Raw genomic sequence first — 24366 nt, forward strand, 5'->3', positions numbered from 1 at the left:
CCTCAAAGGTTGTTATAGTAGTCCATAGAGTTAATTCGTTACTCAAAAATATCGCGAATTTCAACAGCATAAGGCTATTGTAATTCCTAGGAGGATAACAACATGAAAAAACTAGTACTTTCCCTAGCTGCCGTAGCAACGATTTCTGCAACAACAACCATCACAGCAAGTGCGGAAGAAGTAGTTGTCAACAGTGGTGACACGTTATGGGGAATCTCTCAGGATTACGATGTCTCCGTTGAACAGCTTAAAGAACTAAACAACTTAACAACAAATACAATTTATCCAGCACAAAGCTTACTCATAAACCGCAACAATGAAACACAAGAAGCACAACAGACATCAACTCAATCTAGTGATGTATACACGATCAAACCAGGTGACTCTCTTTGGAGAATTGGTCAGAAATTCAACGTGAGCGTCAATGAGTTAAAACAATGGAATAACTTAAGCTCGAATACGATTTATTCAGGTAATACCCTTAAAGTAGACGGAGTAAACGTAGCAACAAAAGAAGAAGCAACTGTCGCGAGCACCCAACCATCTGAACCTAAAACACAAACAGAACAAAAAGAAGCTAAAACTATCACAGTAGAATCTACAGCCTATACAGCAAACTGCGCAGGATGCTCAGGAATTACAAGCACAGGAATTAACCTTCTTGCAAACCCAGATCGCAAAGTCATTGCGGTTGATCCTGACGTAATCCCACTCGGTACAGAAGTATACGTTGAAGGGTACGGAAAAGCAGTAGCTGGTGACATCGGTAGCGCAATCCAAGGAAACAAAATTGACGTATTCATTCCAAATCGTTCTGATGCTCTAAACTGGGGCCGCAGAACAGTAGAAGTAACAATCTTAGACTAAACACCCTATAAATAAATGATACAAGCCCAAAGCTAAATGTAGCTTTGGGCTTTTTTATGTAGTCTAACAGTTTTATTTAACTTTTAGGCCAAGCCCTCTATATACTCTATACAGAACAGATCAAGCCTTGTCTAAACCAATATAAGTGTCGATTAAAAGAGTCTTTAATTATAAAAATTTCCATTATAACAAAAATGTAACATTTTTGTTATCACTGAAATCACATTGTTGTCATTCTGTTATTGGACTCTCCCCGTTCGCTTGTTATCGTGGGGCGTAGAGTTAATTCGTTACTCAATAAAGCGCGAATTTCAACAGCTTAAGGCTATTGTTATTCCTAGGAGGTTAACCAAATGAAAAAATTATTTTTATCACTAGCTGCCGTAGCAACGATCTCAACCACAACAACAATTACAGCAAATGCTGAAGAAGTAGTGGTTAATGACGGCGACACATTATGGGGAATCTCTCAGGATTACGATGTCTCCGTTGATCAGCTTAAAGATTTAAATGATTTATCATCAACTACCATTTATCCAAGCCAAAGCTTGCTTATAAATCGCAACAATGAAGCACAACAAACATCCACTCAAACGAGTGATGAATATACGGTTAAATCAGGTGACTCTCTTTGGGGAATCGCAGAGAAATTTAACGTAAGTGTGAATGAATTAAAACAATGGAATAACGTAAGCTCAATTACCATTCATTCTGGAGATACCCTTAAAGTAGACGGAGCAAACGTAGCAACGAAAGAAAAATCAACTGTCGCTAGCACACAGCCTTCAGAACCAACAACACAAGAAAAACAAGTTCAAGAGGAACAAAAGACCATTACGATGGAATCAACGGCTTATACAGCGAATTGCGCAGGCTGCTCTGGAATTACGAGCACAGGAATTAACCTTCTGGCAAACCCAGATCAGAAAGTTATAGCCGTCGACCCAAACATCATTCCACTAGGTACTGAAGTCTATGTAGAAGGATATGGAAAAGCAGTAGCTGGTGACATCGGTGGCGACATTCAAGGAAACAGAATTGATGTATTCATCCCATCTCAATCTGGCGCTCTAAACTGGGGCCGCAAAACAGTAGACGTAACCATCTTAGATTAATTCCTTTTCTCCTAAATAATAGTGAAAGCCCAAAGCTGAAAGCAGCTTTGGGCTTTTTTATGTGGGGTCTTTCGACTCTACATGGATCTATTACCTTCGAGGGTTAGGGCCCCTCCTACCTATGAATTTACATTTGAAAAAGGTGTAAAATCATTAAAACGATTTTACACCTTCTATTCGTTAGGCTTTCCGTAACATGATGGAGTCAATTAAATGATCACGATCTTTATGTAAAATAAGATCTGCACGGTTACGGGTCGGTTGAATATTTTCATGAAGATTCTTTAAGTTAATTCGGCGCCAAATATCCTCAGCCATTCCGATCGCTTCCTCATTAGATAGCCCTGAGTACTTGTGAAAGTAAGAACGCTCATCCTGAAAGGCCGTATCCCGAAGTTTCATAAAACGCTCTGTATACCACTTCAAAAGATCGTCCTCGTTTGCATCCACATAAATACTGAAATCAAAGAAATCAGAAACGTACGTCCCAGGGTCTGCTCCTCTTGTTTTAGGCGTTTGTAATACGTTCACACCTTCAACAATGACGATATCAGGCTGATCTAAAACCTGAACCTCATCAGGCAAAATGTTATACGTTAAGTGGGAATAGACAGGCGCTTCTACATCAGGTCGCCCTGATTTTAAGTCTGCTAGAACATCTATTAATTTCTTAATATCATAACTTTCAGGGAATCCTTTTCTGTTCATAATCCCCTTCTCTTCTAAAACCTCGTTTGGGTATAAAAATCCATCTGTCGTTAAGATATCAACGCTCGGATGTTCATCCCATTCTGAAAGCAGTTCACGCATTATTCTTGAAATCGTACTCTTACCAACAGCCACACTGCCTGCGACCCCAATAATAAATGGAACCTGCTTAGTTTGTTGCCCCATGAAGCGATCTGTAACGGAATGAAGTTCATGGGAAGCTTTCGTATATAAATTGAGTAACCGACTCAAAGGAAGATAAACATTTGAAACTTCCTCAATGTCGAGTTTCTCGTTAATTCCTTTAACGTTTTCGATCTGTATGGGAGACAGGGTCATCGGTACATTAGCACGAAGCTTCGCCCATTCGTTTTTCTGGAACATCCAATACGGTGAATAACTACTCATACTATTTCACATACCTTTGTCTACATATTAAGAACTGCAATATTCATAATTTACCACAGCGTCACTATTTGTACCACCACATCGAATGACGTCTGATGACTATTCCCCTCCCCCTATAACCTATCAACCCTTGATATAACAGCTTTCTACTCTCTATAAAATTTATTGCATAAGATTTGATAGCGCTTTCCTTATAGTAGGGTATTGAAAAGAAAAAGAAGAATGTAATAGCTTTGATGGAAGCACACAGCTCCCTTTCGTTACGAGCACACTCTTTTCTCCAAAAGTGCGGCGAATCATCCATTCTGAGAACGGAAACCAGTATGGTCGTCTCATAATAGAAGCTAGCGTATGGCCTAATTCATCCATTGTAACAGGGTGAGGGGCTGTTAGATTAACTGGCCCATGCATGGATTTCTCATAAATAAGGTAATCTATAATTCGCACCACATCTTCTAAATGGATCCAAGAGACAAATTGATTTCCGGTAGCAATTTTCCCACCGGCCCAAAATCGATATGGTAGGAGAGCCTTAGCTAGAAAGCCTTCTTTAGAATGAAGTACTGTGCCAATACGAGCAATAACCTTCCGAATATCAGGGTGGTTTAAGTAATGGAGTGTGTTCTCCCAGATATCACAAACTTCGCTTGGGAAACTATTAAGCAGCGAAAGACTTCGATCTGTAAACCTATCGTTCTCGGAATACCCATAATAGCCAATTGCCGAGCCTTGAATGAAGACCACTGGCTTCTCCTTTAAATGCTTTACAATTTCAATAATGCGTTTAGTCGATTCAATCCGGCTATGTAAAATGCGCTCCTTTTTCTCAGGGGTCCACCTTCCCCTTCCAATCGGCTCCCCTGCCAGGTTAATGACTACATCTATCTTTCTATGAGAGAGGTAATCGATTTCATCTCCATCCTCCGACAACCAATGGATATACTCTCTAAGTCCCTCTACTCGCGATTGCCCTCTTGTAAGGATGTAGAGGGTGTGGCCTTGCTTTTCGAAATGGTCGACCAATGCCCGTCCTATAAACCCTGTTCCCCCGCTCATTAATATGTTCAACCCCTATCCCCCTCTTCTTTCGCAATCATCACTTTTACTATAGAATCGATATGAGGTGATTCCTATTCTTGAGAAAAAACGCTCTATCTTTGGCGCCACGACTTTCGTGATCTTCGTCATCTTACAGCTTCTATTTAAAGAAATTCACACCGAACAATATGTACAAATGCTTCTTGTATTCGCTTATGGCACACTGATCCCCTTAACGCTCTCTCTAGCCAAAACGGAGTATACAAAACTTTATCAGACGTTACTGACAGTCCATCCAATCAGTTTCATTCTGGCGTGCATTAGTTTCTGGATCGATCGGGGCATTGTCTCTTTTATCCTATCACTTCCGTGGTTTGGATTCACAGCATTGATTGCTCTTTACGGACTCTCATCCCTTGTAAAAACCAGAGCTTGGGAGACGATGCCTAAAATGTTAGTCCATGCAGGTCTATTATATATTGTTATAGGTGGAGGTTGGCTTTCCTTACATCGATTAAATGTAGACGTGTTACATTTTCAGGACATCTTAATTTTGTTAACGTCGATTCATTTTCATTATGCTGCTTTTGTTACGATTATAGCGTTTGGGTTAATGGGAAACTTTATCCGCCCCTCGCAATCCATTGTGAGAAGGATTTACAACGGTCTTGGCGCGTTTTTATTAGTAGGGCCGATCTTTGTAGCGATCGGGATAACTTTTTCGCCTGTGTCGCCTCTAATTGAATTTTTGTCTGTTGTAGAATTCGTGGTACCGATTGCTTTATTTGCTATTCTTAGCTTAGTTTTTATCGTACCAAACGTAAAGAGTTCGAAAGCCAGGACGTTCATGACCGTCGCTTTCTTCTCCCTTTTTGTATCCATGAGTTTTGCTTTCTTGTATGGATACGGTCATATCAGCGAAATATCGGTATTAGATATCCCTTTAATGGTATTCGTGCACGGATTCGTGAATAGTTTTGGATTTTCATTATGTATGATTCTTGCCTTGTGGCATGAAAATCAGGTATAAAAAATAACCTGCCTTGTGGCAGGTTATTTTTGTATGCTTACGAGTTTCCTAGATTTCTGATCCATGTTTCGTCAGCTGGCTTTTCGGTAAGCATTCCGATTCTTATGCAAGTAATCATTAAAGTACGAATTGGTTTCTCGCACAATAACTTTATATAGAAGCAATAATGCGATTAAGTTCGGTATCATCATAAGCGCATTCGCCATATTTGCAAATGCCCATACAAGATCAAGTTGCATGACAGCCCCCATAAAGGTAGCGCCAATATAAATGAAACGGTATGGAATGATGTAGCGAAGACCTAATAGGTATTCGAAACATTTCTCTCCGTACATGTACCAGCCCACAATGGTAGAGAAGCCGAAGAAGATAACGGAGAAGGCTACAATATATTCCCCTACTGTCCCAAGAGCATGTCCAAAGGCTGCACTTGTTAAAGCTCCTCCATCAAGATCAGCAGCGTGCTGCACTCCTGATATCGCACCACCTGACGGGTCCCAGAACCCTGTCATAATAAGAACAAGTCCTGTCATCGTACATACGATAATGGTTACAATAAACGTTCCTGTCATGGCTACAAGCGCTTGTTTAACAGGGTGATCCGTTTTCGCATTTCCTGCGATTAAAGCGGCTGTACCAAGACCTGCTTCATTAGAGAAGATACCTCGTGATACACCACTACGGACCGCTTCCATTACGACTACCCCGGCAAAACCACCTGCTGCTGATACAGGACTAAATGCATAATTGAAGATCATTTCAAACGCAGGTAAGACCGCATCATAATTCATAATAATAATAAGTAAAGAACCGCCAATATAAAGAAAGGCCATAACAGGCACGAAGAATCCGGCCACTGTACTAATTCTCTGAATGCCTCCGAAAATAATAAGACCAGTTAGTACAGCAAGCACCGCTCCTGTCACCCAACCGTTAATATGAAAGCTTTCATCCATCACATCAGAAATGGTATTCGATTGAACACTGTTCCCAATCCCTAGTGCAGCAAAGGCACCAAAGAAAGCAAAGGCAATAGCAAGCCCTTTCCATTTCTTACCTAGCCCTCGTTCTACATAATACATAGGCCCGCCGGAGTATTCTCCGTTCTCATTTTTAACCCGGTATTTCATAGCAAGCAAGGCTTCCGCATATTTTGTTGCCATTCCTAGTAATCCTACAATCCACATCCAAAAGATAGCACCTGGTCCCCCAAGTGTTAACGCAGTGGCTACACCGGCGATATTCCCGTTCCCAATTGTAGCCGACAACGCCGTCATCAGTGTTTTAAAGTTGCTGATATCTCCTTCAGCATCGGATGAAGATTCCGACTTTTCTTCTTTCGTAAAAGCCAGTTTAAATGCATACATTAGCTTCCTAAACTGTAATCCTCTTAACATAATGGTTAAGAATAACCCTGTCCCAAATAAGAGAATTAAGCTAGGTGTTCCCCATAGTACATCGTTGATTCGATTTAATACGTCTAACATGATTTACCCCCTGCTCTCGATGTATCTTGTTGTGAGTTTTGGGTTTTAACATTCTCCCATTATATACTTTATCACTCATTTTTGAAGAGATATTTGTGAAATCGTAAAATTTTAAGCGCTTTCAATTGTTGAAAACAACAAACGGATTGAGTAAGCTTTAGGAAATACCACAAATTCTTATAGATTTTCCTCACTGGTGTGCCTTAAAATGTACCAGGGAGACTTTCGTATTTATTAAAACACCACCGAAAATCAGAAGAAAGAAAACATGCTAAATCAACACTCTTCTGAGTTGTGGATTCTCTGCTATGCTCAAGTAATGGGGCCGTTATACTAATTTAGCCAGGGGTGTCTGGGGAACGGGGAGACTCCTGCGGGAGAAAGAGGTAGACGAGACCCCGGAGCGAACAAAGTGAGCGAGGAGGCTCGACAAGAGGAGGTTCGACTAAAATCGTCACATCCTGTGACAACGTCGAACGACCCCACGTCGTGTGGGGCCCCGCGGAAAGCGAGTCGTTCCCCAGACACCCCAAGCGCCTAACAAACATTACAGCCCCCTCCTCAAAAAGCATCGCAAGACCAGATACAGAGCTTAAACAGAAAGAAGGTGAGGTTGCCATGGGAACATATACCGGGAGCCAAGATCCATTTAAAGGACCATTCCGCTCGTTAGAAGAACTGGCCGATCGTATTAGCGATCTATTGCACTGCCCAGTTACGATAGAAGATTCGAATCATCGCATTTTGGCATACAGCACTCACGATGAGAACGTCGATCCTGCCAGAATCGCAACCATTATGAGGAGAAAAGTTCCGGAGAACGTCATCAAGACATTATGGAAGAACGGGGTCATCCCTCAGCTATTTGAAAGCGAAGAACCGGTTATTATTCCAGCTATTGAAGAAGTCGGTTTAGGGAAGCGTGTAGCCATATCCGTACGTAAAAACAACGAAATTCTCGGCTTTATTTGGGCTCAAGTTCACTGGGACGTAACGGATGAAGAACTCGACCTTTTTAAGAGGGCAGCCAAAGTCGTTAAAAATCAAATGTTACAACTTCAAATCAAAAAACGTAAATCAGAAGAAGATCATAAAGAGTTCTTCTGGCAATTACTGACCGACCACCTGACGGATCTTGAAACGATTCAGAGCCAGGCAAGGAAATATCATATTCAGTTAGAAGGACCTTTGGCTATTGTCGTCTTTGAATTTGAGGAGGATATCCATCAATCATTGGAACGACATATCCATTACTATATCGAAGCTTCAAGACAAGTAGGAATCGTATGCAGCGCGATCGATTCGAACCAACTCATCTTACTTGTTCGCCCACACTCTAGTGAGGCACCTGGGAAAGAAATCAATGATTTTGTTAGCGCCTTTGTAGAGAAAATACAAGACAGGGTTAACGTTGAGTTCTTAAAAGGAGCAGCGGGCACGTTGTACAAGAACCCCGTCCGTATACAAGATAGTTATAAAGAAGCCTTACACGTCTTATCCATTAAAGATCGTTTCTCTCATGAAGTTGAAGGAATCTATAGTTACCAGGATCTAGGGATCTATCAGTTTATTGATTCTTTATATGAGAAGCGCATTCGTGATCATTACACAAATCAATACATCGAAACCCTTCGCGCCTATGACGAGAAACACCGGACAGAATTACTGGAGACCGTAAGTGAATTTTTGCGATGTGATAGTAACGTAAACGAAGCAGCAAAGGCTTTGCATATTCATTCCAACACGTTGAATTATCGTTTAAAACGAATTGCTAACTTAACAGGATTTAATTTTAAAGATCCAAACCAAAAAATAACATTGTACCTGGATTTGATGATTGAACGCCTGAAACAATAAGGGCCTTGTTGATTTCTACAAAAGATGATTCTGACTTTCTCTCTTTTACACAATGCAATCCGTTCATTCCCCATCTATAATCGGAATTACAAAATCGATTACAAACAAAGGGGATGAGGGAATTGTTCATCGGAATTCCAAAAGAGATAAAAAACAATGAAAATCGTGTAGCGATCACACCAGCAGGGGTACTAAACTTGGTGAAAGCAGGCCATAGCGTATTCGTTGAAACAACTGCCGGTATTGGAAGCGGTTTCGAAGATCAGGATTACAGAGACGCAGGAGCCACCATTGTCAATTCAGCAGCAGAAGCATGGGAAAAAGAAATGGTGATGAAAGTAAAAGAACCACTACCATCTGAATACGGCTATTTCCGTGAAGGCTTAATTCTATTCACATACCTGCACCTTGCAGCTGAGCCAGAACTAGCGAAAGCCCTAACAGAAAAAGGCGTTATTTCTCTTGCGTATGAAACAGTTGAAACCAACCGTACGCTTCCACTTCTAACACCAATGAGTGAAGTAGCGGGTCGCATGTCAGCGCAAATCGGTGCTCAGTTCCTTGAAAAACCAAAAGGCGGACTTGGCATTCTTCTAGGTGGAGTACCTGGAGTGAAACGCGGTAAAGTTACGATCATCGGTGGTGGTGTAGTCGGTACAAACGCAGCTAAAATTGCCATTGGACTTGGCGCAGATGTAACCATGATCGACCTTAGCCCAGAGCGACTTCGCCAGCTGGATGATATCTTCGGAAACGAAATCAACACATTAATGTCCAATCCTTTAAATATCGCAGAAGCGGTAAAAGAATCTGACCTTGTCATTGGCGCTGTTCTTATTCCTGGAGCGAAAGCACCAAAACTTGTCACAGAAGACATGGTCAAAGAAATGAAACAAGGTTCTGTTCTAGTAGATGTTGCGATTGACCAGGGCGGTATTATTGAAACAGTTGATCATATTACAACACACGATGATCCTACGTATGTGAAACACGGCGTCGTTCATTATGCAGTTGCGAATATGCCAGGTGCTGTCCCTCGTACATCGACAATTGCTTTAACGAATGTTACGATTCCTTATGCATTACAAATCGCAAATAAAGGCGTTTCAAAAGCAATTGAAGACAATCCGGCGCTAGAAAAAGGATTAAACACAGCAAATGGTCATGTCACATATGAAGCTGTAGCCAGAGACCTTGGCTATGCGTTTACTCCTTCTCATGATGCATTAAACGCTGTATACTCAAACTAATCAACTTACCTATCAGGTGCCTTTCGGTGAAGGGCACCTTTTCCATGATAAAAAGCAGTGGATGCCACTCTAAGGCATCCTCTTTTTATGGCCTTTAGTCCATTTATCTTTATTAAAGAAAGGTTGGTGTTCTCATGATCCATCCACATAGCTACCGAGACACTTGGGCAGATATCTCACTAGACGCCCTTTCACACAATGTGAACGCTTTTAAACATTACACCAATCCAGCTTGCCGATTAATGGCCGTTGTTAAAGCAGATGGTTATGGACACGGAGCAGTAGAAATCGCTCAAACCGCAATTGATGCAGGTGCAGATTGGCTAGGCGTCGCTTTCGTCGATGAAGGAATCGAGCTTCGTAAAGCCGGAGTTCAAAAGCCAATATTGCTCCTAGGGTATACACCTCCAAGGTCGATTGAAGCAGCAGTGATTCATGATTTAACGATTACCGTCTTTACCCGTGATCTATTGGACCAAATCGAAGCGGCCGCTAAACGAATGAACAAAACACCTAAGGTTCACATGAAAGTGAATACAGGTATGAACCGGATAGGGGTTTCAACATCAACAGAAGCCATCCATCTCGCACGTGCCATTCAAGAGTCTTCTTTTATTGAACTCGAAGGGATTTTTACCCACTTTGCAGAGGCCGACAATGAAGATTCCACTTATACATATAAGCAGTTTGAGACCTTTCAAACCATAACTGAATCCATTGAAGCTGAAGGGATATACATTCCCATTAAGCACTGCGCAAATAGCGCTGCAACCATAGGCTATCGAAACATGCATTTAAACATGGTACGTGTAGGGGTGAGCCTTTATGGGTTTTATCCATCCCCTCATCTTAGAAAAATGATTGATCTGACACCTGTCATGACCCTGAAAACAAAAGTAGCTGCCGTGAACAAACTAGAAGCCGGTACCCCAATCAGTTATGGACGCACCTTCGAGACCGAACAACCGTCTTCCATCGCGACGCTGCCCATCGGGTATGCAGACGGTCTTCCAAGACTTCTGTCTAATCAAGGCACGATGGCCATTCACCGCCACATCGTACCGATTGTCGGAAGTATATGTATGGATCAATGCATGATAGACGTATCGGGCATCGGAAAAATCTCACCAGATGATGAGGTAACGGTATTTGGTGACGGTGATAAAGGAGTCCCCACTGCCGACGAGATCGCTTCTCTAACAGGAACCATTCATTATGAAGTTACCTGTTCCATCGGAAAAAGAGTGCCTCGTATTTACCAAGCCGCCCAAACCAAAGTCCGCTATAGCATGTTATAAAAAGACGAGCCAGTACTGGCTCGTCTTTTTATATGGAGAGAGATTTCAGTTTTTGGCGGTAGAGCCAGGCGTGTAAAGGGGAGTTCTCGACGTCAGGGCTGGGATTCTCGATGTCGCCAGCATCTTTCTTGACGTCAGAGCGGTATTTCTCGTCGTCAGGAGCCAGATTCTCGACTTCACGAGCAACTTTTTCGTCATCAAACCAGAGATTCTCGACTTCACGAGCAACTTTCTCGTCATCAGTCCAGAGATTCTCGACTTCACGAGCGACTTTCTCGTCATCAGACCTGAGATTCTCGACTTCACGAGCAACTTTTTCGTCATCAAACCAGAGATTCTCGACTTCACGAGCAACTTTCTCGTCATCAGTCCAGAGATTCTCGACTTCACGAGCGACTTTCTCGTCATCAGACCTGAGATTCTCGACTTCACGAGCAACTTTTTCGTCATCAAACCAGAGATTCTCGACTTCACGAGCAACTTTCTCGTCATCAGTCCAGAGATTCTCGACTTCATCCAACGCTCCCCCCTAACAAAAAAAGCCCGGGGTTATTTCCCCCGGACTTCTCAAATACACTATTTCGTTTTGATCTCTAATGCTGAAAGGGTTTCTTTCAGACTGGCATAGACCTCTTGCCAAAATTCTTCGTTTTCACTGTATGCCTTTGTTAAGAAAAGAATCATTTCTTTCTGCTTTTCTTCAAAGCTTGGGTGGTCTTTATCGGGCAGGTTCGCACGAGCATCATCAACGACCTGTTGAATTTTCGGTGCCCTTGGCCCCCAGACCGCTTCTTCCTCTCCATCTTCATTGATAAAAATGAAAATTGGTATTGAACGGGAGGTACCGTTTGTGAGGTATTGATCCATGAGTTCTGTATGTTCATCCCTTTTTAAGAAGCGAACATCCATACGAGCTGCCTCTGACAACTTTAACAATACCGGTATATTCATCATTGCGTCCCCGCACCAATCCTCGGTGAGGACGATGACGCGTAGCTGTTTCACTTTAAGATCATCGAAGAATTGTTGATCCTCTGGTAATTGAAACGATTGATATACATTCATTAGATTATCTTGATGTTTTTCCATGCCTGTTACGTATTCTTGAGGACGGATCCCCTTCTCAAACCATTCTTCTAACTGCACAATCCTTCACCTCATTTAGTCTATTAACTGGTCTACGCGATAAACCGCTCCACTTTCGAACCCTTCATCAAGAAGCTTCATAAGTCCATCCGCCACAACAGAAGGGGAGCGAAGCTTTCCTTCTTCTTTCAGCGCTTTAAACTTTTCGACATCGGCAAAAGCTTCTTCTGAAGAGGAGCGAATATCCGCTTGCATATCTGTATCCATTACTCCAGGGCTAAAAGCCACTGTTCTATGTTTTCCACCTCGTTGCTTCTGTTCAAACGCAGTTGTTTCAGTGAAGTAATTTAACCCTGCTTTTGTACCACCATATGTGCTCCATCCATAGACCGGACGGTTTGCAGCCCCTGAGGTTACATTGATGATATCCACATCAATGTCCGCTAATTGCTCGACTACCATATTCGTCACTAACATCGGTGCAATCAAATTAATATGAACATGTTTAACAACCTGATTTGCGTCTAGAGCGCCCACGCGATCAATTGGTTCTACTACACCAGCGTTGTTCACCACATATACTTTCTGTGGCGACTGTTCTTTTACGTGTTGGTTAATTCGGGAGAAGACAGACTCAAGCTCCTCCTGTGATGAAAGATCGCAAGGATAATGAGTGTAAGAGACACCATTTTCTTCTGCTTTCTGATTTAACTTTTCATTATCAGAACGGGATACACCGATAATATGTACCCCTCTTCCCATCATACTCTCGGCAACAGATTCGCCGAGCCCTTTTGAAACACCTGTAATTACAGCAATTTTCATCAAGATCCCTCCAACTAGCTTTTCCATTTCTACTTTTAGTATAGCGGACCCCTTAAACCATTCACAAAAGAAACGGTCCATAAACCTGAAATCAGGATTCATCCTCTTCTTCAAGTGTTAGACCATCGACGTGTTTCCGGTCTAACTGCTTCCTTATCTTCCGGTAATCTTTTGATTTAAAAATAATATCAAAGTCATAATCAGCAGGATACAATTCTTCCGCCGGAATGTGTAGAGCAATTCTCTTATGGTTAATGGTTTGTTTCTCACCTTTGACCTGGATGACGTAATTCCCTTTTGCATCCGGCCCTGTGTAAACAATCCCCGTTTCTTCAGTAGCGAGAACGGTTACGTTATCACCCTTGTTATAACGAGGAACCTTTTCTTCCTTATGATTCTTCTTTTTAGAAGACTTCCTCGCATATGCGTTCGTCTTAATCTGCTTTTCCATCAATTTAGGATCAGCATCCTCTCGCATTTCATACGTTTTCTCTTCCTTATAAGAAATCTCGTGAGCTTTCTCAATAATCGCTGGATGCATCCCTAATTTCAGGGCAATCTCAAAAGCCTGACTTTTACCGGTCGTACCGAGACGCAAGCGGTAGGTTGGACGAAGGGTTTCAAGATCGAACTCCATTGATCCATTCAGGAAACCGTTCCGGGATTCGGCAAAGTCTTTCATTTCGTTGTAATGAGTTGTTGCCAGAAGCATAGCTCCTTTGTCATAGAGTTGGTCGAGTATAGCTGTAGCAAGACCCATCCCTTCTGCCGGATCCGTACCAGAACCAAGTTCATCGAGTAATACAAGGGTATGGTCATTGGACTGTTCTAGAATTTCTATTATATTCACAAGACGAGAGCTAAACGTGCTTAAGTTTTCTGTAATGCTTTGCCCATCGCCTATGTCGACGAACAGCTGCTGGAAGATATGAAGATTCGTTCCTTGATGAGCAGGGATGTGCAAGCCTGATTGTGCCATTAACGTGAGCAGTCCAACGGTTTTTAACGTGACGGTCTTACCACCTGTGTTCGGACCTGTAATAACGAGAGCATGATAGTCCTCTCCAAGCGAGATCGTAAGAGGTACAGGGTTATGAATTAAAGGATGTTTAGCCTCTATAAGATCGATTTTATAATCTGTGTTTAAGGTGGCGGCTCTTCCCTCTATGCTCATGCTGTACTTCGCTTTTGCAAAGATCACATCATATTGATGCATGGTTTCCATCGCTATCTGAAGAGGACGCTCTTGTTCCAATACGAGGGCAGTTAAATAATACAAGATCTGCTCGACTTCCCGCTCTTCAGCAAGACGCGTCATTTCTAACTCTTCTTGCAACCTGGTGACTTCTTCAGGCTCAATAAAAACGGTCGCTCCAGAAGATGAAGAATCAAGCACCGTTCCTTTTACTTTATTGCGATACGTTGCCTTTATGGGCAGCACAAACCGGCCATTTTTCTCTGCAACGACGTGCTCCTGCATATACGTTGCTAACTTTTTAGATTTAGCCAAACGTCCGATTCGATCCTTAATCTCTGCAAGCTGATTATGCTTTTGCCTTCTAATCTTCAGCAGTTCCTTAGAAGCATAATCATCTACCTGACCGTGACGTAAAGAGGACTGAATCTCTGTTTCGAGGTCACTTAGATCCTCAATGGACTCAGCGTATAATGCAACAGTGGGAGCCACATACTGTTTGTCTTTCATAAATCGCTTCAACTTCCCACAATGATCGAGAAACGATTGAAGTTGGGAGAACTGATCAGGCCTTAGAAACATCCCTTTCCTAGCCTGCTCCATCATCTGACTCACATCATCCAAGCTATGAACCGGTACACTGCTGCTGATCTTCAGTACTTCCTTCGCCTCATCAATCTCTTCTAACCATCTTTCAATTTGTTTCTTATTAAAGGAGGGCTCTAAAGAAAGCACCGTTTCTTTCCCTCGCTCCGTAAACGCAAATCGCGCTACATGTTCTAAAATTGTATAAAAATCCAACACTTCAAATGTCTTCTGATTCAATTCCGATATCCTCCTCACACTTTATCAGAGTAAAGCGCGTCTGACACACTTTACTCCAGTAAAGTGATTTCTATTAAAAAAAGCTGCAATGATTGCATCATTGCAGCTAACATTCGATTCCATCATTCAATCGATTAGAAAGGTGTCTAAAGAAAATAGAACAGGGCTATGACACATGTGTCATAGCCCTTTCCTACACCTTGCTTGTTATGCTATGATTCATTGTTCTTAACTGCCCAAAATTGTATAGTTAAATAAACTTGCCTGTATGCAAGCTTTTTTAACCCTTTTGGGTCCGTATGAAGTTAACGGTTAGTTAAGAACAACGACCTTCATAAAACATACTCCTTCAAGAGTGATTTCGATTGAATGATTTCTTCGATACTAAATTTAATGTAAACGATTCACCTAGCTTTGTCAAACACGGCACGGATTCGTCATTCTATTCTCTATATTTAGATATCTTAAAAATCTATTGTTTCCTTTACAAGTGTTTGCTATATTACACGTATTCAACTTCATACAAACACCTTATATATCTATGGAAATAGGGTCCATAAGTCTCTACCTGGCAACCATAAATTGCCGGACTATAAGGAAAGTCTGCATATAAAAGCCGAATGATCTTCATTTGGTTTCGTCTACGTACATGACATGCATCCACTTTCTTTGTAGGACAAAGACCGTGGGTGCATTTTTTGTATCTTTCGAGAGGTCTGACGTCCTACACCTAAAAACGTATAAGGTTTTGAATGTTTGGACACCACTCAAGTTTACAGGAGGAAAAAGAATGGACATTTTATTCGGAATCGGTTCGTTAGCAGGAATTATCTTTTTATCTTGGTTATTAAGCAGTCATAAAAGCATGGTGAAGTGGCGCACCGTTGCAATTGGATTAGTGCTAGAGGGATTATTCGTTTATTTCATGCTTAAAGTTCCTTTTGGCCAAAGCATGCTCAATGTAGCAGCTAAAGGGGTCCAGCATGTCATTGACTTCAGCAGCGAGGGCATCAACTTTGTGTTTGGAGGATTATTTGGAGAAGGTACGAATATTCAGTTCGTTTTCGCCATCAATGTATTAGCCGTAATCATCTTTATATCTTCTCTTATCGCTGCTCTTTATTATTTACGTATCATCCCTTTTATTGTGCGCGGAATCGGATTTATAGTAGGTAAAATACTCGGAACGAGCAAAGTAGAATCATTCAGTGCTGTCGGGAACACAGTGCTAGGCGTTGTAGAAGCCCCATTACTTGTTAAACCCTATTTAAGTAAAATGACGCGCTCGGAGACTTTTGCCATTATGGTAGGGGGTACTGCTTCAGCCAGTGGAGCAATCTTCGTAGCCTATGCCGGTATGGGGATCGACGTGAAATACCTGCTCATTTCCATTTTCAGCGTTCCTTTCGTATCTCTTACAATTGCTAAGATCTTAGAACCTGAGAGTGAGACTTCTCAATTGAATGAAGACATCATTATGGAAAAGCCTGAACAAGTGAATGTGCTTGAAGCCATTTCAGACGGCGCAGTGAACGGGGTAAAGCTTGCTTTGAATATCGGAGGACTCCTCATTGCATTTATTAGTATACTGGCCTTAGTTAATGGGATCTTAGGCATCGTTGACCTTGATCTAGCCACAATCTTTGGTTACGTTCTCTATCCTTTTGCCCTGCTAATCGGAATCCCAGTAAGCGATGCTTTCCAAGCAGCATCCATTATCGGGACGAAAATTGCTGCCAACGAATTAATTGCCTTTAACATGGTACTTGATGGACAAGAAACGTTGAAACCAGAAACAATGGCGATCCTCACTGTAGCTTTATGTAACTTTGCGAATCTTTCTTCGATCGGCCAATTGATTGTAGGACTCGGATCCATTGCCCCTTCTAAGAAAAGCCAGGTTGCTCAATTGGGCGTTAAGGCCATTATCGGCGGAACGCTCGCAAGCTTTATCACAGCAGTATTTGTGGGAATGTTCATATAACGAAGGACTCTGTTATAATCTAGTGTTGTTATTTATAGACTTGTTCAAAATCAGAAGTTGTATCCTTTAATTGTAGATGGGGCCGTCTTTTATCGGCTAGTGCTTGGAGTGTCCAGGGACCGGTTCTCTTATCTAAGTTTGATGAGCCGGTCCTCCAGCTGGACCGTCGCTTAGATTCAGCTCTACTTCCTAATATAGCAAAGGTGGTTCTGGAAATTGCGAGACACCTGCGGCAGAAGGAGCCAGTCTAGTTCCAGCGTGGAGGAGGCTTTTAAGGGAATAATGAAGTTCGACTAAGACCGTCAAGTCAATCGCCAACGTCGAACGACCCCACCTCGTGTGGGGCCGCGGAAAGCGAGTAATTTCCCGAACCACCTTACGCACAGTTTAACGCTAACGGAAACATTCATAATGTAAAGAAAGCACATGCATCTGCATGTGCTTTCTTAATTAGAGCTTAGTTCGTGTATGGCATTCCACTGATTAATTAATTGATCCAATTCCTGACTTAGTCGCAACGTCCGTTCATGATTAAACCCACGTTGCATAGCGCTATCCACCATTTCTTTACGCTTCTTCTCAATTTCAATACCAACTAATTTAGGGGTCGATAAAGTTGCATTCAAGTTGTCCACTCCTAATGAAGGATTGAGTAGCATGTCTCGTCTATGATGTATAAAATCCCTTGTTGTGAATACTCTCACAAAAGATTCATATTTTGTACTTGTTTAACCTATATTTTAATGCCACACCTTAAAAAAGTAAATAGTCTGATGTCTAAATATGACAAGTGAACATGTATTCACTTCTATAGACCCATACCCCAACAGAAGGATGCCTCATTATGCTTTAGAGTAATAAAGTGTGTCTGACACCATACTTCGCTTTAGAGCGCTGAAGGGTGTCTGGCACCCTTCAACGGTTTACCGGGACCCAGTCATCAGGTTTCAGACTGTCTGGCACAATAAGGCTTCCTTTATATAGGAAGTAGAAAGCCCATTCTCTTAAGAAGAACGGAACTCTCGTTTCTAATGATTGATAGGCTGAGGTTTCCGTCGGTGAGGCTACTGCGTCGAGGTTAATTTGGTTAGCAATCGCCATTGAACGCTTCATATGAAGAGGGTCACTGACAAGGGTGTAGTCCTTAAACCCTTGCTCTTCTCCAATAAGCTTCGCATTGATGATGTTCCCTTCTGTAATCTTAGAAGTCAGATCAACGAAAGTATCCTCTTTCGGAACCCCTTTTTCTACTGCATAGTCACGAGCTACTTCCGACTCTGCAAAAGGAGCCCCCTCTCCCTTCCCACCAGTGAGGATGACATGATCAACCTTGCCGTCTTTGTATAGTTTCACCGCGTGATTCACACGCTCTTTTAAGACAGGAGAAGGCTTATCATAATAAGCTGCAGCTCCTAATACTACAGCTGCATCAGTAGATTCAAGTGGCCGATCTCCTTCAAATGTCCAAATCGAATACCCTATGTATCCCACATATAGAATTCCAACCCAAAACAGCAATGTAAGTAATCTCTTCAATGTTGTTCCCCTTCTCACTAGCATTCTAGCACTTTTTAAGGGTATAACAGGTTTCTTCTTCTCCGCAACCATTTAATGGTCACAAATCAGGCGCGCTGTCGAACCTGACACGATCTCAGTATCTTAAACACTTAGCAAGCGTCTTGGAAACTCCATTTCTTATAAAAAACATGAAAAAAACCCTTTATGCATATTGTATATAAATTAACTTTAATGTATATTTATTAATATAAACTATTGAACGTACTAACGGAGGGAACAACGATGACATGGACGCACTTACTCGAATCAATACATGACAGATTAGCCCCAACAATGGCAAAAGACTTTCCTAACTTGCCTGTCGAGAAAGAAGAGGGCTGTTACTATTACGGAACAGATGGCAAAGAATACCTTGATTTCTCCTCTGGTATAGCTGTAACAAATGTCGGACACAGACACCCAAAAGTTGCGCAAGCGATAAAAGACGGAGCTGATCAGCTCACACACGGTCCATCCGGCGTGATTATGTATGAACCGCTTCTTACATTAGCCGACCGGTTAGCCGCTATTATGCCTGGAAACCTGGAGTGCTTTTTCTTCTCAAATAGTGGAACAGAAGCAGTAGAAGGTGCACTTAAACTAGCCAAATACACAACAGAACGTCCTTATGTAATCTCCTTCACGGGCGGCTTTCACGGAAGAACAATGGGTTCATTAGGGGTAAGCACCTCTAAGAGCAAATATCGTAAATTCATGCAGCCAAATGGATTAACCTATCAAATCCCTTATGCCAATCCAAAAGCTTGTCCTGAAGGAGAAGACCCGGGTGATTTCTGCGTCAAACAACTAGAAAAGGATATTCAATCCTTATTTGAACATCAGGTTACTCCAGATGAAGTAGCCTGCATGATTCTAGAGCCCATTTTAGGTGAGGGAGGGTATATCGTTCCCCCACAAGCTTGGCTTCAAAAGGTACGGGAAATTTGCGATCAACATGGCATACTTCTTATCTTCGATGAAGTTCAAACTGGATTCGGTAGAACAGGAGAAATGTTCGCAGCCAGTCACTTCGGTGTGACCCCAGACATTATGGCCGTAGCGAAAGCGATGGCATCCGGGCTCCCATTAAGTGCGACAGTCGCTTCTAAAGAATTAATGCAAAAGTGGCCTGTTGGCTCTCATGCGACAACTTATGGAGGAAACCCAATTGCCTGCAATGCCGCACTAGCAGTTCTTGATGTCATCCAGGAAGAAAACTTGCTCGAAAATACAAAAGATGTAGGCGCCTATGCTCATAAGAAACTCACGGACTTAGCGGCCAAACACGATGTGATAGGAGATGTCCGTGGAGTGGGTCTGATGCTTGCAATTGACATCGTCGATCCTGTTACAGGCGAAGGAGATAGTAAAGGGCTGATGACCATTTTAGAATCTGCCTTAGAGAAAGGAGCGCTCTTCTACTTCTGCGGAAACAAAACAGAAGTCATCCGCGTGATCCCGCCTCTTACGATCTCTAAAGAACAGATCGATCAAGGGTTAGAAATCTTAGACAGCGCTTTGTGTGAATACGAGGCATCCATCCGTGTCTCCTAAGTAATAAAACCTCCCTTTATCGACCGACCGCTCCTACATGACCACACCCCTGTAGACCGGAAGCATCGATAAAAATCAAAACAGACCATGACGAATAACAGCCGTTGCTTATAATAAAGAAGTTCATCCTATCAGCCTCTATAGCAAAAAAACCGAGCATGAAATCCACTGATTTCATGCTCGGTTTATATTAATTAGGCGAGATTAACGCCGGGCAAAGTCTACAAAGCGAAACTTGTCTGGTCTGTGTCTAGATTCTGTATATTGAAAAAGAGTCGCATCATCGAGATAAACATAGTTTTTGATTACCACGATGTTGGCAAAGCCTTCAAAATCCAGGAGTCTGCGATCTTCAGCTGTGGGTTCTTCTACTGTGATTTCTTTCTTCGCGAAACTAATCGTTAGCCCTACTTCCCCTTCTAGATATGAGTAAATAGAATCCTCACAAATCTCCCGGGTCAAACGAGGCACACTCCCATAATAAAGGTAATCTTTATCCAAAATAATTCGCTCCCCGCTAAATTCACGAGACCGACTCACATACCATACGAGCGCCTCTTCGTCTAGCTGCATCGCTTCTTGAATAGACGGATCTGCATGAATTAAGGAAAGCTCATTTACGTGCGTGCGCGTCTTCTCCCCCATATGCTTTGATACTTCTTTGAAACTCACAAGTCCAGAAACCGGAAAATTAAACTTCCCCACGTCAAGTACGACTGACCCCTTGCCCCTGACCTTTTGAATAAACCCATTTTGCGATAACAGATTTAATGCTTTACGAATCGTTTCTCTTGAGGTTTGAAATGTTTCAGCTAACTCATTTTCTGACGGAAGGGTCTCTCCTTCCTTATACACACTCGTCTTAATCGATTCCACAAGCTCTTCATAAATGCCCATAAACTTATTCTGTTTCACATAGCACCACTCATTTATTTCGTTAAATGATACACTACGGACTCATAAGGACGTAATTCAATCGCGCGATTTACATTTGGTGACGCTTCGTAATTAGATAGAATGCGTTCGCCCTCGTATGCTTCAAGATCAATCGATTCTGGCACCTCGAACGTCGTATGATCCCCATAAAAATTGTTCACGACAAGCAATTTCTCAGATTCTCCATGACGAGCGTAAGCAAACACACGATCATCCTCATAGCTTAAGAGTTCGTAGTCTCCTGATGTAATGATATCATACTGTTTCCGAAGCTCAATCAACTTCTTATAATGATAGAATGCAGAATGCTCATCGTTTACAGCCGCTTCAGCATTTACTTCCTGATAATTCTTCGCAACAGGAATCCACGGTGTGTTCTCGGTGAATCCTGCTTGCTCCGAAGCGTTCCATTGCATAGGTGTACGAGAATTATCACGGGACTTTTGCGCAAGAATAGCAAGGATTTCATTGTCCGTCTTCCCTTGCTCTTTTAAGATTTCATACATATTTAAAGATTCAACGTCTCGATAGTCCTCAATGGTATCGAACTTAGGATTAGTCATTCCAAATTCCTCACCTTGATAAATGTAAGGCGTACCGCGCATCAGATGAATAGTCGTCGCTAGCATTTTCGCAGACTCCCGGTGATAGACAGTATCATTCCCGAAACGAGAGACGACACGAGGCTGGTCATGGTTACACCAGAAGAGCGCGTTCCAGCCTCCACCTTGTTGCATCCCCACTTGCCAATCAGACAAGACCTTCTTTAACTCTTTAAAGTCGAAGTTCGCAACCGTCCACTTCTCTCCATTTGGGTAGTCTACTTTGAGATGATGGAAGCTAAAGGTCATATCAAGCTCCTGCCGATCAGGATGCGTGTATTTCACACAGTCATCGATCGTAGTAGAAGACATCTCGCCTACTGTCATCATTTCATATTTAGAAAAGACCTCTTGGTTCATTTCATGCATATACTCATGAACACGTGGTCCATCTGTGTAAAACCGGCGTCCGTCTCCCTCATAATCATTTGGGAAGGCTTGATTTTTCGAGATCAGGTTAATTACATCTAAACGGAAACCGTCGACCCCTTTTTGAAGCCAAAAGTGCATCATATCATACACACTTTTACGAACAGCTTCGTTCTCCCAGTTAAGGTCAGCCTGCGTTACATCGAAAAGGTGCAGGTAGTGCTGCCCCGTCTCTGCATCAAAGGCCCATGCATTGCCCCCGAATTTCGACTCCCAGTTCGTCGGAGCACCGCCGTCAACGGGGTCTTTCCAGAAGTAATAGTCACGATATGGATTGTCTATCGATTGCTTCGACTGCTGAAACCACTCATGTTCCGTTGAAGTGTGATTGACCACAATGTCCATTATGATCTTAATACCACGATCATGAGCTTCCTGTAAGAGACGCTCAAAGTCTTCCATCGTGCCGTATTCTTCATAGATATTAAAATAATCACTGATATCATATCCATTATCTTTCTGAGGCGATGTGTAAATCGGAGTTAACCAAATGACATCAACCCCGAGATGATTGAGGTAGTCCAGTTTCTCAATAATCCCTTGAATATCTCCCGTTCCGTTTCCTGTCGTGTCGTTAAAGCTCTTCGGATAGATTTGATAAACGACTGATTGCTTCCACCATGGCTGTGTCATATGAGCACCTTCCTTATCTTGTTGTATAAACGTATTAGAAAAACCAATAGCAACCGGGTGTGGTCGGCTGCTAACTGGTCTGTTTTATATTTTTTTGCGTTTGGCCATTACATAGGTTACTACAAATGGGATAACGATCACAATAACCATTCCAATGATAAACGATATCCAGCCACTGTTCTGGATGGAAACAATCCCCGGTACACCGCCTACCCCAATGGAATTGGCTCGTACACTTTGAATGGTGATATACATTCCGGCAATAGCGGAAGATACAAGCGCTGCGATGAATGGGAATTTATAGCGAAGGTTAACCCCAAACAGTGCAGGTTCTGTAATACCTAACCAAGCCGAAACACCAGATGATACGGATAATCCTTTTAAATTCTCGTTCTTTGTAGCTAACCATACACCAAATGCTGCTGAACCTTGTGAAATGTTTGATAATGCAAGTATCGGCCATAAGAATGTCGACCCTGTGCTACCAATTAATTGAACGTCGACAGCAAGGAACGTGTGGTGCATTCCTGTTACAACGAGCAATGGATAAAGTGCACCATATAGTAAGCCACCAATTGCAGAGAATTGATCAAATACCCAGACCAAACCATCTGTAATCGTGTTACCAAGACCAAACATTAACGGTCCGATTGCAATAAAGGTTAAGAATCCTGTTACAAGTAAAGCGACAGGACCTACAACAAGTAACTGTACGGAATCCGGTATCCGGTTACGTAGGAACACTTCAATCTTCGCTAATACGTAAGAAGCTAATAACACCGGAAGAACCTGACCTTGATACCCGATCTTCTCGACTTCAAGTCCGAATAAATTCCACGTTGGCACTCGGCCTTCTTTCACAGCATTTCCGTAGTCCCATGCGTTCAAAAGCTCTGGATGGACAAGGATTAAACCAAGTACGATACCAAGTAGCGGATTCCCGCCAAATTTCTTAACCGCTGACCAACCGATCAGTCCGGGCAAGAAGGCAAAGGCCGTGTTCGCAATTAAATTAATAATGCCAGCTAGGTCTGCCCACTGCGGGTGCACGGCAATAAGAGATTGCCCATCATAAAAGATATCCTCTTGAGCGAGGATGTTGTGAATCCCCATTAGAAGTCCGGCGGTAACAATGGCCGGTAGAATTGGGATGAAAATATCCGCAAGTGTCTTAATGGCTTTTTGAAGCGGATTCATTTTTTCAGAAGATGCTTGTTTCACATCATCTTTACTTGCTTCTCCAACGCCTAACTCCACCATCTCTTTGTAAACCTTATCTACAGTCCCTTGACCAATTACGACTTGGAACTGTCCATTTGTTGAGAACGATCCCTTAACCGCTTCCAATTTTTCTAATTCTTCTTGATTCACTTTACTTTCATCATGCAAAGATAACCGTAAACGAGTCACACAGTGTGTAGCAGCTTGTATATTTTCTTTGCCACCAACTTGCTCGATAATTTGTTGAGCTTGTTTTTTTAAGTTCATAGTGATCCCCTCTCCCACTATAATCTGATTCTATATAAAAACGCTTTCTTAATAACTTGTATATACATGATAGCGCATCCAATTTAATTTGTATATACATCTATTTAATTTCAGAATATTTTATTTTTTTTGAGCGCATAACTCCTCTGAAAACCCAGTCTAACTAGGTTTAATTCCAAGAGCAGGGGTGTAAA

At 42.2% G+C, this 24366-nt stretch carries 20 protein-coding genes and 1 riboswitch; of the genes, 8 read left to right on the plus strand and 12 right to left on the minus strand.

Annotated features, from left to right (window positions below):
• Nucleotides 1–102 precede the first annotated feature (102 nt).
• Nucleotides 103–867, plus strand: coding sequence for a LysM peptidoglycan-binding and 3D domain-containing protein (locus tag LQ226_RS16090; protein ID WP_231418978.1), 765 nt, complete (start codon nt 103–105; stop codon nt 865–867).
• Nucleotides 868–1220: 353 nt separating this feature from the next.
• Nucleotides 1221–1982 carry a LysM peptidoglycan-binding and 3D domain-containing protein gene (locus LQ226_RS16095; RefSeq protein WP_231418979.1) on the plus strand — a complete coding sequence of 254 codons (762 nt, stop codon included), beginning with the start codon at nt 1221–1223 and terminating at the stop codon, nt 1980–1982.
• 180 nt (nt 1983–2162) lie between these two features.
• Here the strand turns inward: LQ226_RS16095 and coaA are convergent, their stop codons facing one another.
• Nucleotides 2163–3098 (minus strand): type I pantothenate kinase, encoded by a 936-nt coding sequence (gene coaA / locus LQ226_RS16100; protein ID WP_231418980.1) that lies wholly within the window; start codon nt 3096–3098, stop codon nt 2163–2165.
• Nucleotides 3099–3260: 162 nt separating this feature from the next.
• Nucleotides 3261–4166 carry a TIGR01777 family oxidoreductase gene (locus LQ226_RS16105; protein ID WP_231418981.1) on the minus strand — a complete coding sequence of 302 codons (906 nt, stop codon included), beginning with the start codon at nt 4164–4166 and terminating at the stop codon, nt 3261–3263.
• Nucleotides 4167–4272: 106 nt separating this feature from the next.
• Between LQ226_RS16105 and LQ226_RS16110 the strand changes: the two genes are divergently transcribed.
• Nucleotides 4273–5166, plus strand: a complete 894-nt coding sequence (locus LQ226_RS16110) for a YndJ family protein (RefSeq protein ID WP_231418982.1) — start codon at nt 4273–4275, stop codon at nt 5164–5166.
• Nucleotides 5167–5237: 71 nt separating this feature from the next.
• Here the strand turns inward: LQ226_RS16110 and LQ226_RS16115 are convergent, their stop codons facing one another.
• A complete protein-coding gene (locus LQ226_RS16115; protein WP_231418983.1) occupies nt 5238–6653 on the minus strand; it encodes an alanine/glycine:cation symporter family protein in 1416 nt (471 codons plus the stop codon).
• A 618-nt stretch (nt 6654–7271) separates the two neighbouring features.
• Between LQ226_RS16115 and LQ226_RS16120 the strand changes: the two genes are divergently transcribed.
• The 3 genes from LQ226_RS16120 to alr all read left to right on the plus strand — a co-directional run bounded on the left by LQ226_RS16120 (nt 7272) and on the right by alr (nt 11058).
• A complete protein-coding gene (locus LQ226_RS16120) occupies nt 7272–8510 on the plus strand; it encodes a PucR family transcriptional regulator (protein ID WP_231418984.1) in 1239 nt (412 codons plus the stop codon).
• A gap of 122 nt (nt 8511–8632) precedes the next feature.
• On the plus strand, nt 8633–9760 hold the full coding sequence (gene ald, locus LQ226_RS16125; RefSeq protein WP_231418985.1) for an alanine dehydrogenase: 1128 nt from the start codon (nt 8633–8635) through the stop codon (nt 9758–9760).
• 134 nt (nt 9761–9894) lie between these two features.
• Nucleotides 9895–11058: an alanine racemase gene (alr, locus tag LQ226_RS16130; protein ID WP_231418986.1), complete on the plus strand. Its 1164-nt coding sequence runs from the start codon at nt 9895–9897 to the stop codon at nt 11056–11058.
• A gap of 28 nt (nt 11059–11086) precedes the next feature.
• Here alr and LQ226_RS16135 read toward each other — a convergent pair whose 3' ends face one another.
• The 4 genes from LQ226_RS16135 to LQ226_RS16150 form a co-directional block, all read right to left on the minus strand.
• The gene (locus tag LQ226_RS16135) at nt 11087–11578 is read right to left on the minus strand and encodes a hypothetical protein (RefSeq protein WP_231418987.1); all 492 of its coding nucleotides are present in this window, start codon (nt 11576–11578) and stop codon (nt 11087–11089) included.
• Nucleotides 11579–11634: 56 nt separating this feature from the next.
• On the minus strand, nt 11635–12204 hold the full coding sequence (locus tag LQ226_RS16140; protein WP_231418988.1) for a thioredoxin family protein: 570 nt from the start codon (nt 12202–12204) through the stop codon (nt 11635–11637).
• Nucleotides 12205–12219: 15 nt separating this feature from the next.
• Nucleotides 12220–12969: a (S)-benzoin forming benzil reductase gene (locus tag LQ226_RS16145; RefSeq protein ID WP_231418989.1), complete on the minus strand. Its 750-nt coding sequence runs from the start codon at nt 12967–12969 to the stop codon at nt 12220–12222.
• A 91-nt stretch (nt 12970–13060) separates the two neighbouring features.
• A complete protein-coding gene (locus LQ226_RS16150; RefSeq protein WP_231418990.1) occupies nt 13061–14989 on the minus strand; it encodes an endonuclease MutS2 in 1929 nt (642 codons plus the stop codon).
• Between the two features lie 511 nt (nt 14990–15500).
• Nucleotides 15501–15602: riboswitch (purine riboswitch) on the plus strand.
• Nucleotides 15603–15779: 177 nt separating this feature from the next.
• Here LQ226_RS16150 and LQ226_RS16155 point away from each other — a divergent pair.
• Complete coding sequence (locus LQ226_RS16155; protein WP_231418991.1) at nt 15780–16973, plus strand: NupC/NupG family nucleoside CNT transporter; 1194 nt, start codon at nt 15780–15782, stop codon at nt 16971–16973.
• A 446-nt stretch (nt 16974–17419) separates the two neighbouring features.
• Here LQ226_RS16155 and LQ226_RS16160 read toward each other — a convergent pair whose 3' ends face one another.
• Together LQ226_RS16160 and LQ226_RS16165 are read right to left on the minus strand one after the other, a co-directional pair.
• The gene (locus tag LQ226_RS16160) at nt 17420–17599 is read right to left on the minus strand and encodes an aspartyl-phosphate phosphatase Spo0E family protein (RefSeq protein ID WP_231418992.1); all 180 of its coding nucleotides are present in this window, start codon (nt 17597–17599) and stop codon (nt 17420–17422) included.
• 289 nt (nt 17600–17888) lie between these two features.
• Nucleotides 17889–18509 carry a YdcF family protein gene (locus LQ226_RS16165; protein WP_231418993.1) on the minus strand — a complete coding sequence of 207 codons (621 nt, stop codon included), beginning with the start codon at nt 18507–18509 and terminating at the stop codon, nt 17889–17891.
• Nucleotides 18510–18773: 264 nt separating this feature from the next.
• Here LQ226_RS16165 and LQ226_RS16170 point away from each other — a divergent pair, with 264 nt between their 5' ends.
• A complete protein-coding gene (locus LQ226_RS16170; RefSeq protein ID WP_231418994.1) occupies nt 18774–20084 on the plus strand; it encodes an aspartate aminotransferase family protein in 1311 nt (436 codons plus the stop codon).
• A 204-nt stretch (nt 20085–20288) separates the two neighbouring features.
• Here the strand turns inward: LQ226_RS16170 and treR are convergent, their stop codons facing one another.
• The 3 genes from treR to treP form a co-directional block, all read right to left on the minus strand.
• A complete protein-coding gene (treR, locus tag LQ226_RS16175) occupies nt 20289–20981 on the minus strand; it encodes a trehalose operon repressor (RefSeq protein ID WP_231419055.1) in 693 nt (230 codons plus the stop codon).
• Nucleotides 20982–21013: 32 nt separating this feature from the next.
• Entirely contained in the window at nt 21014–22684 is a 1671-nt protein-coding gene (gene treC / locus LQ226_RS16180; RefSeq protein WP_231418995.1) for an alpha,alpha-phosphotrehalase, read from the minus strand.
• A gap of 84 nt (nt 22685–22768) precedes the next feature.
• Nucleotides 22769–24172, minus strand: coding sequence for a PTS system trehalose-specific EIIBC component (treP, locus tag LQ226_RS16185; protein WP_231418996.1), 1404 nt, complete (start codon nt 24170–24172; stop codon nt 22769–22771).
• Between the last annotated feature and the right edge of the window lie 194 nt (nt 24173–24366).

This window comes from Pontibacillus sp. HN14, assembly GCF_021129245.1.
In the GTDB taxonomy this organism is placed as follows: Bacteria; Bacillota; Bacilli; order Bacillales; family BH030062; genus Pontibacillus.

Coding starts and splice junctions, on each gene's coding strand:
- LQ226_RS16090 (WP_231418978.1), top strand. CDS start 103: ATGAAAAAACTAGTACTTTCCCTAGCTGCCGTAGCAACGATTTCTGCA.
- LQ226_RS16095 (WP_231418979.1), top strand. CDS start 1,221: ATGAAAAAATTATTTTTATCACTAGCTGCCGTAGCAACGATCTCAACC.
- coaA (WP_231418980.1), bottom strand. CDS start 3,098: ATGAGTAGTTATTCACCGTATTGGATGTTCCAGAAAAACGAATGGGCG.
- LQ226_RS16115 (WP_231418983.1), bottom strand. CDS start 6,653: ATGTTAGACGTATTAAATCGAATCAACGATGTACTATGGGGAACACCT.
- LQ226_RS16120 (WP_231418984.1), top strand. CDS start 7,272: ATGGGAACATATACCGGGAGCCAAGATCCATTTAAAGGACCATTCCGC.
- alr (WP_231418986.1), top strand. CDS start 9,895: ATGATCCATCCACATAGCTACCGAGACACTTGGGCAGATATCTCACTA.
- LQ226_RS16145 (WP_231418989.1), bottom strand. CDS start 12,969: ATGAAAATTGCTGTAATTACAGGTGTTTCAAAAGGGCTCGGCGAATCT.
- LQ226_RS16155 (WP_231418991.1), top strand. CDS start 15,780: ATGGACATTTTATTCGGAATCGGTTCGTTAGCAGGAATTATCTTTTTA.
- LQ226_RS16170 (WP_231418994.1), top strand. CDS start 18,774: ATGACATGGACGCACTTACTCGAATCAATACATGACAGATTAGCCCCA.
- treR (WP_231419055.1), bottom strand. CDS start 20,981: ATGGGCATTTATGAAGAGCTTGTGGAATCGATTAAGACGAGTGTGTAT.
- treC (WP_231418995.1), bottom strand. CDS start 22,684: ATGACACAGCCATGGTGGAAGCAATCAGTCGTTTATCAAATCTATCCG.
- treP (WP_231418996.1), bottom strand. CDS start 24,172: ATGAACTTAAAAAAACAAGCTCAACAAATTATCGAGCAAGTTGGTGGC.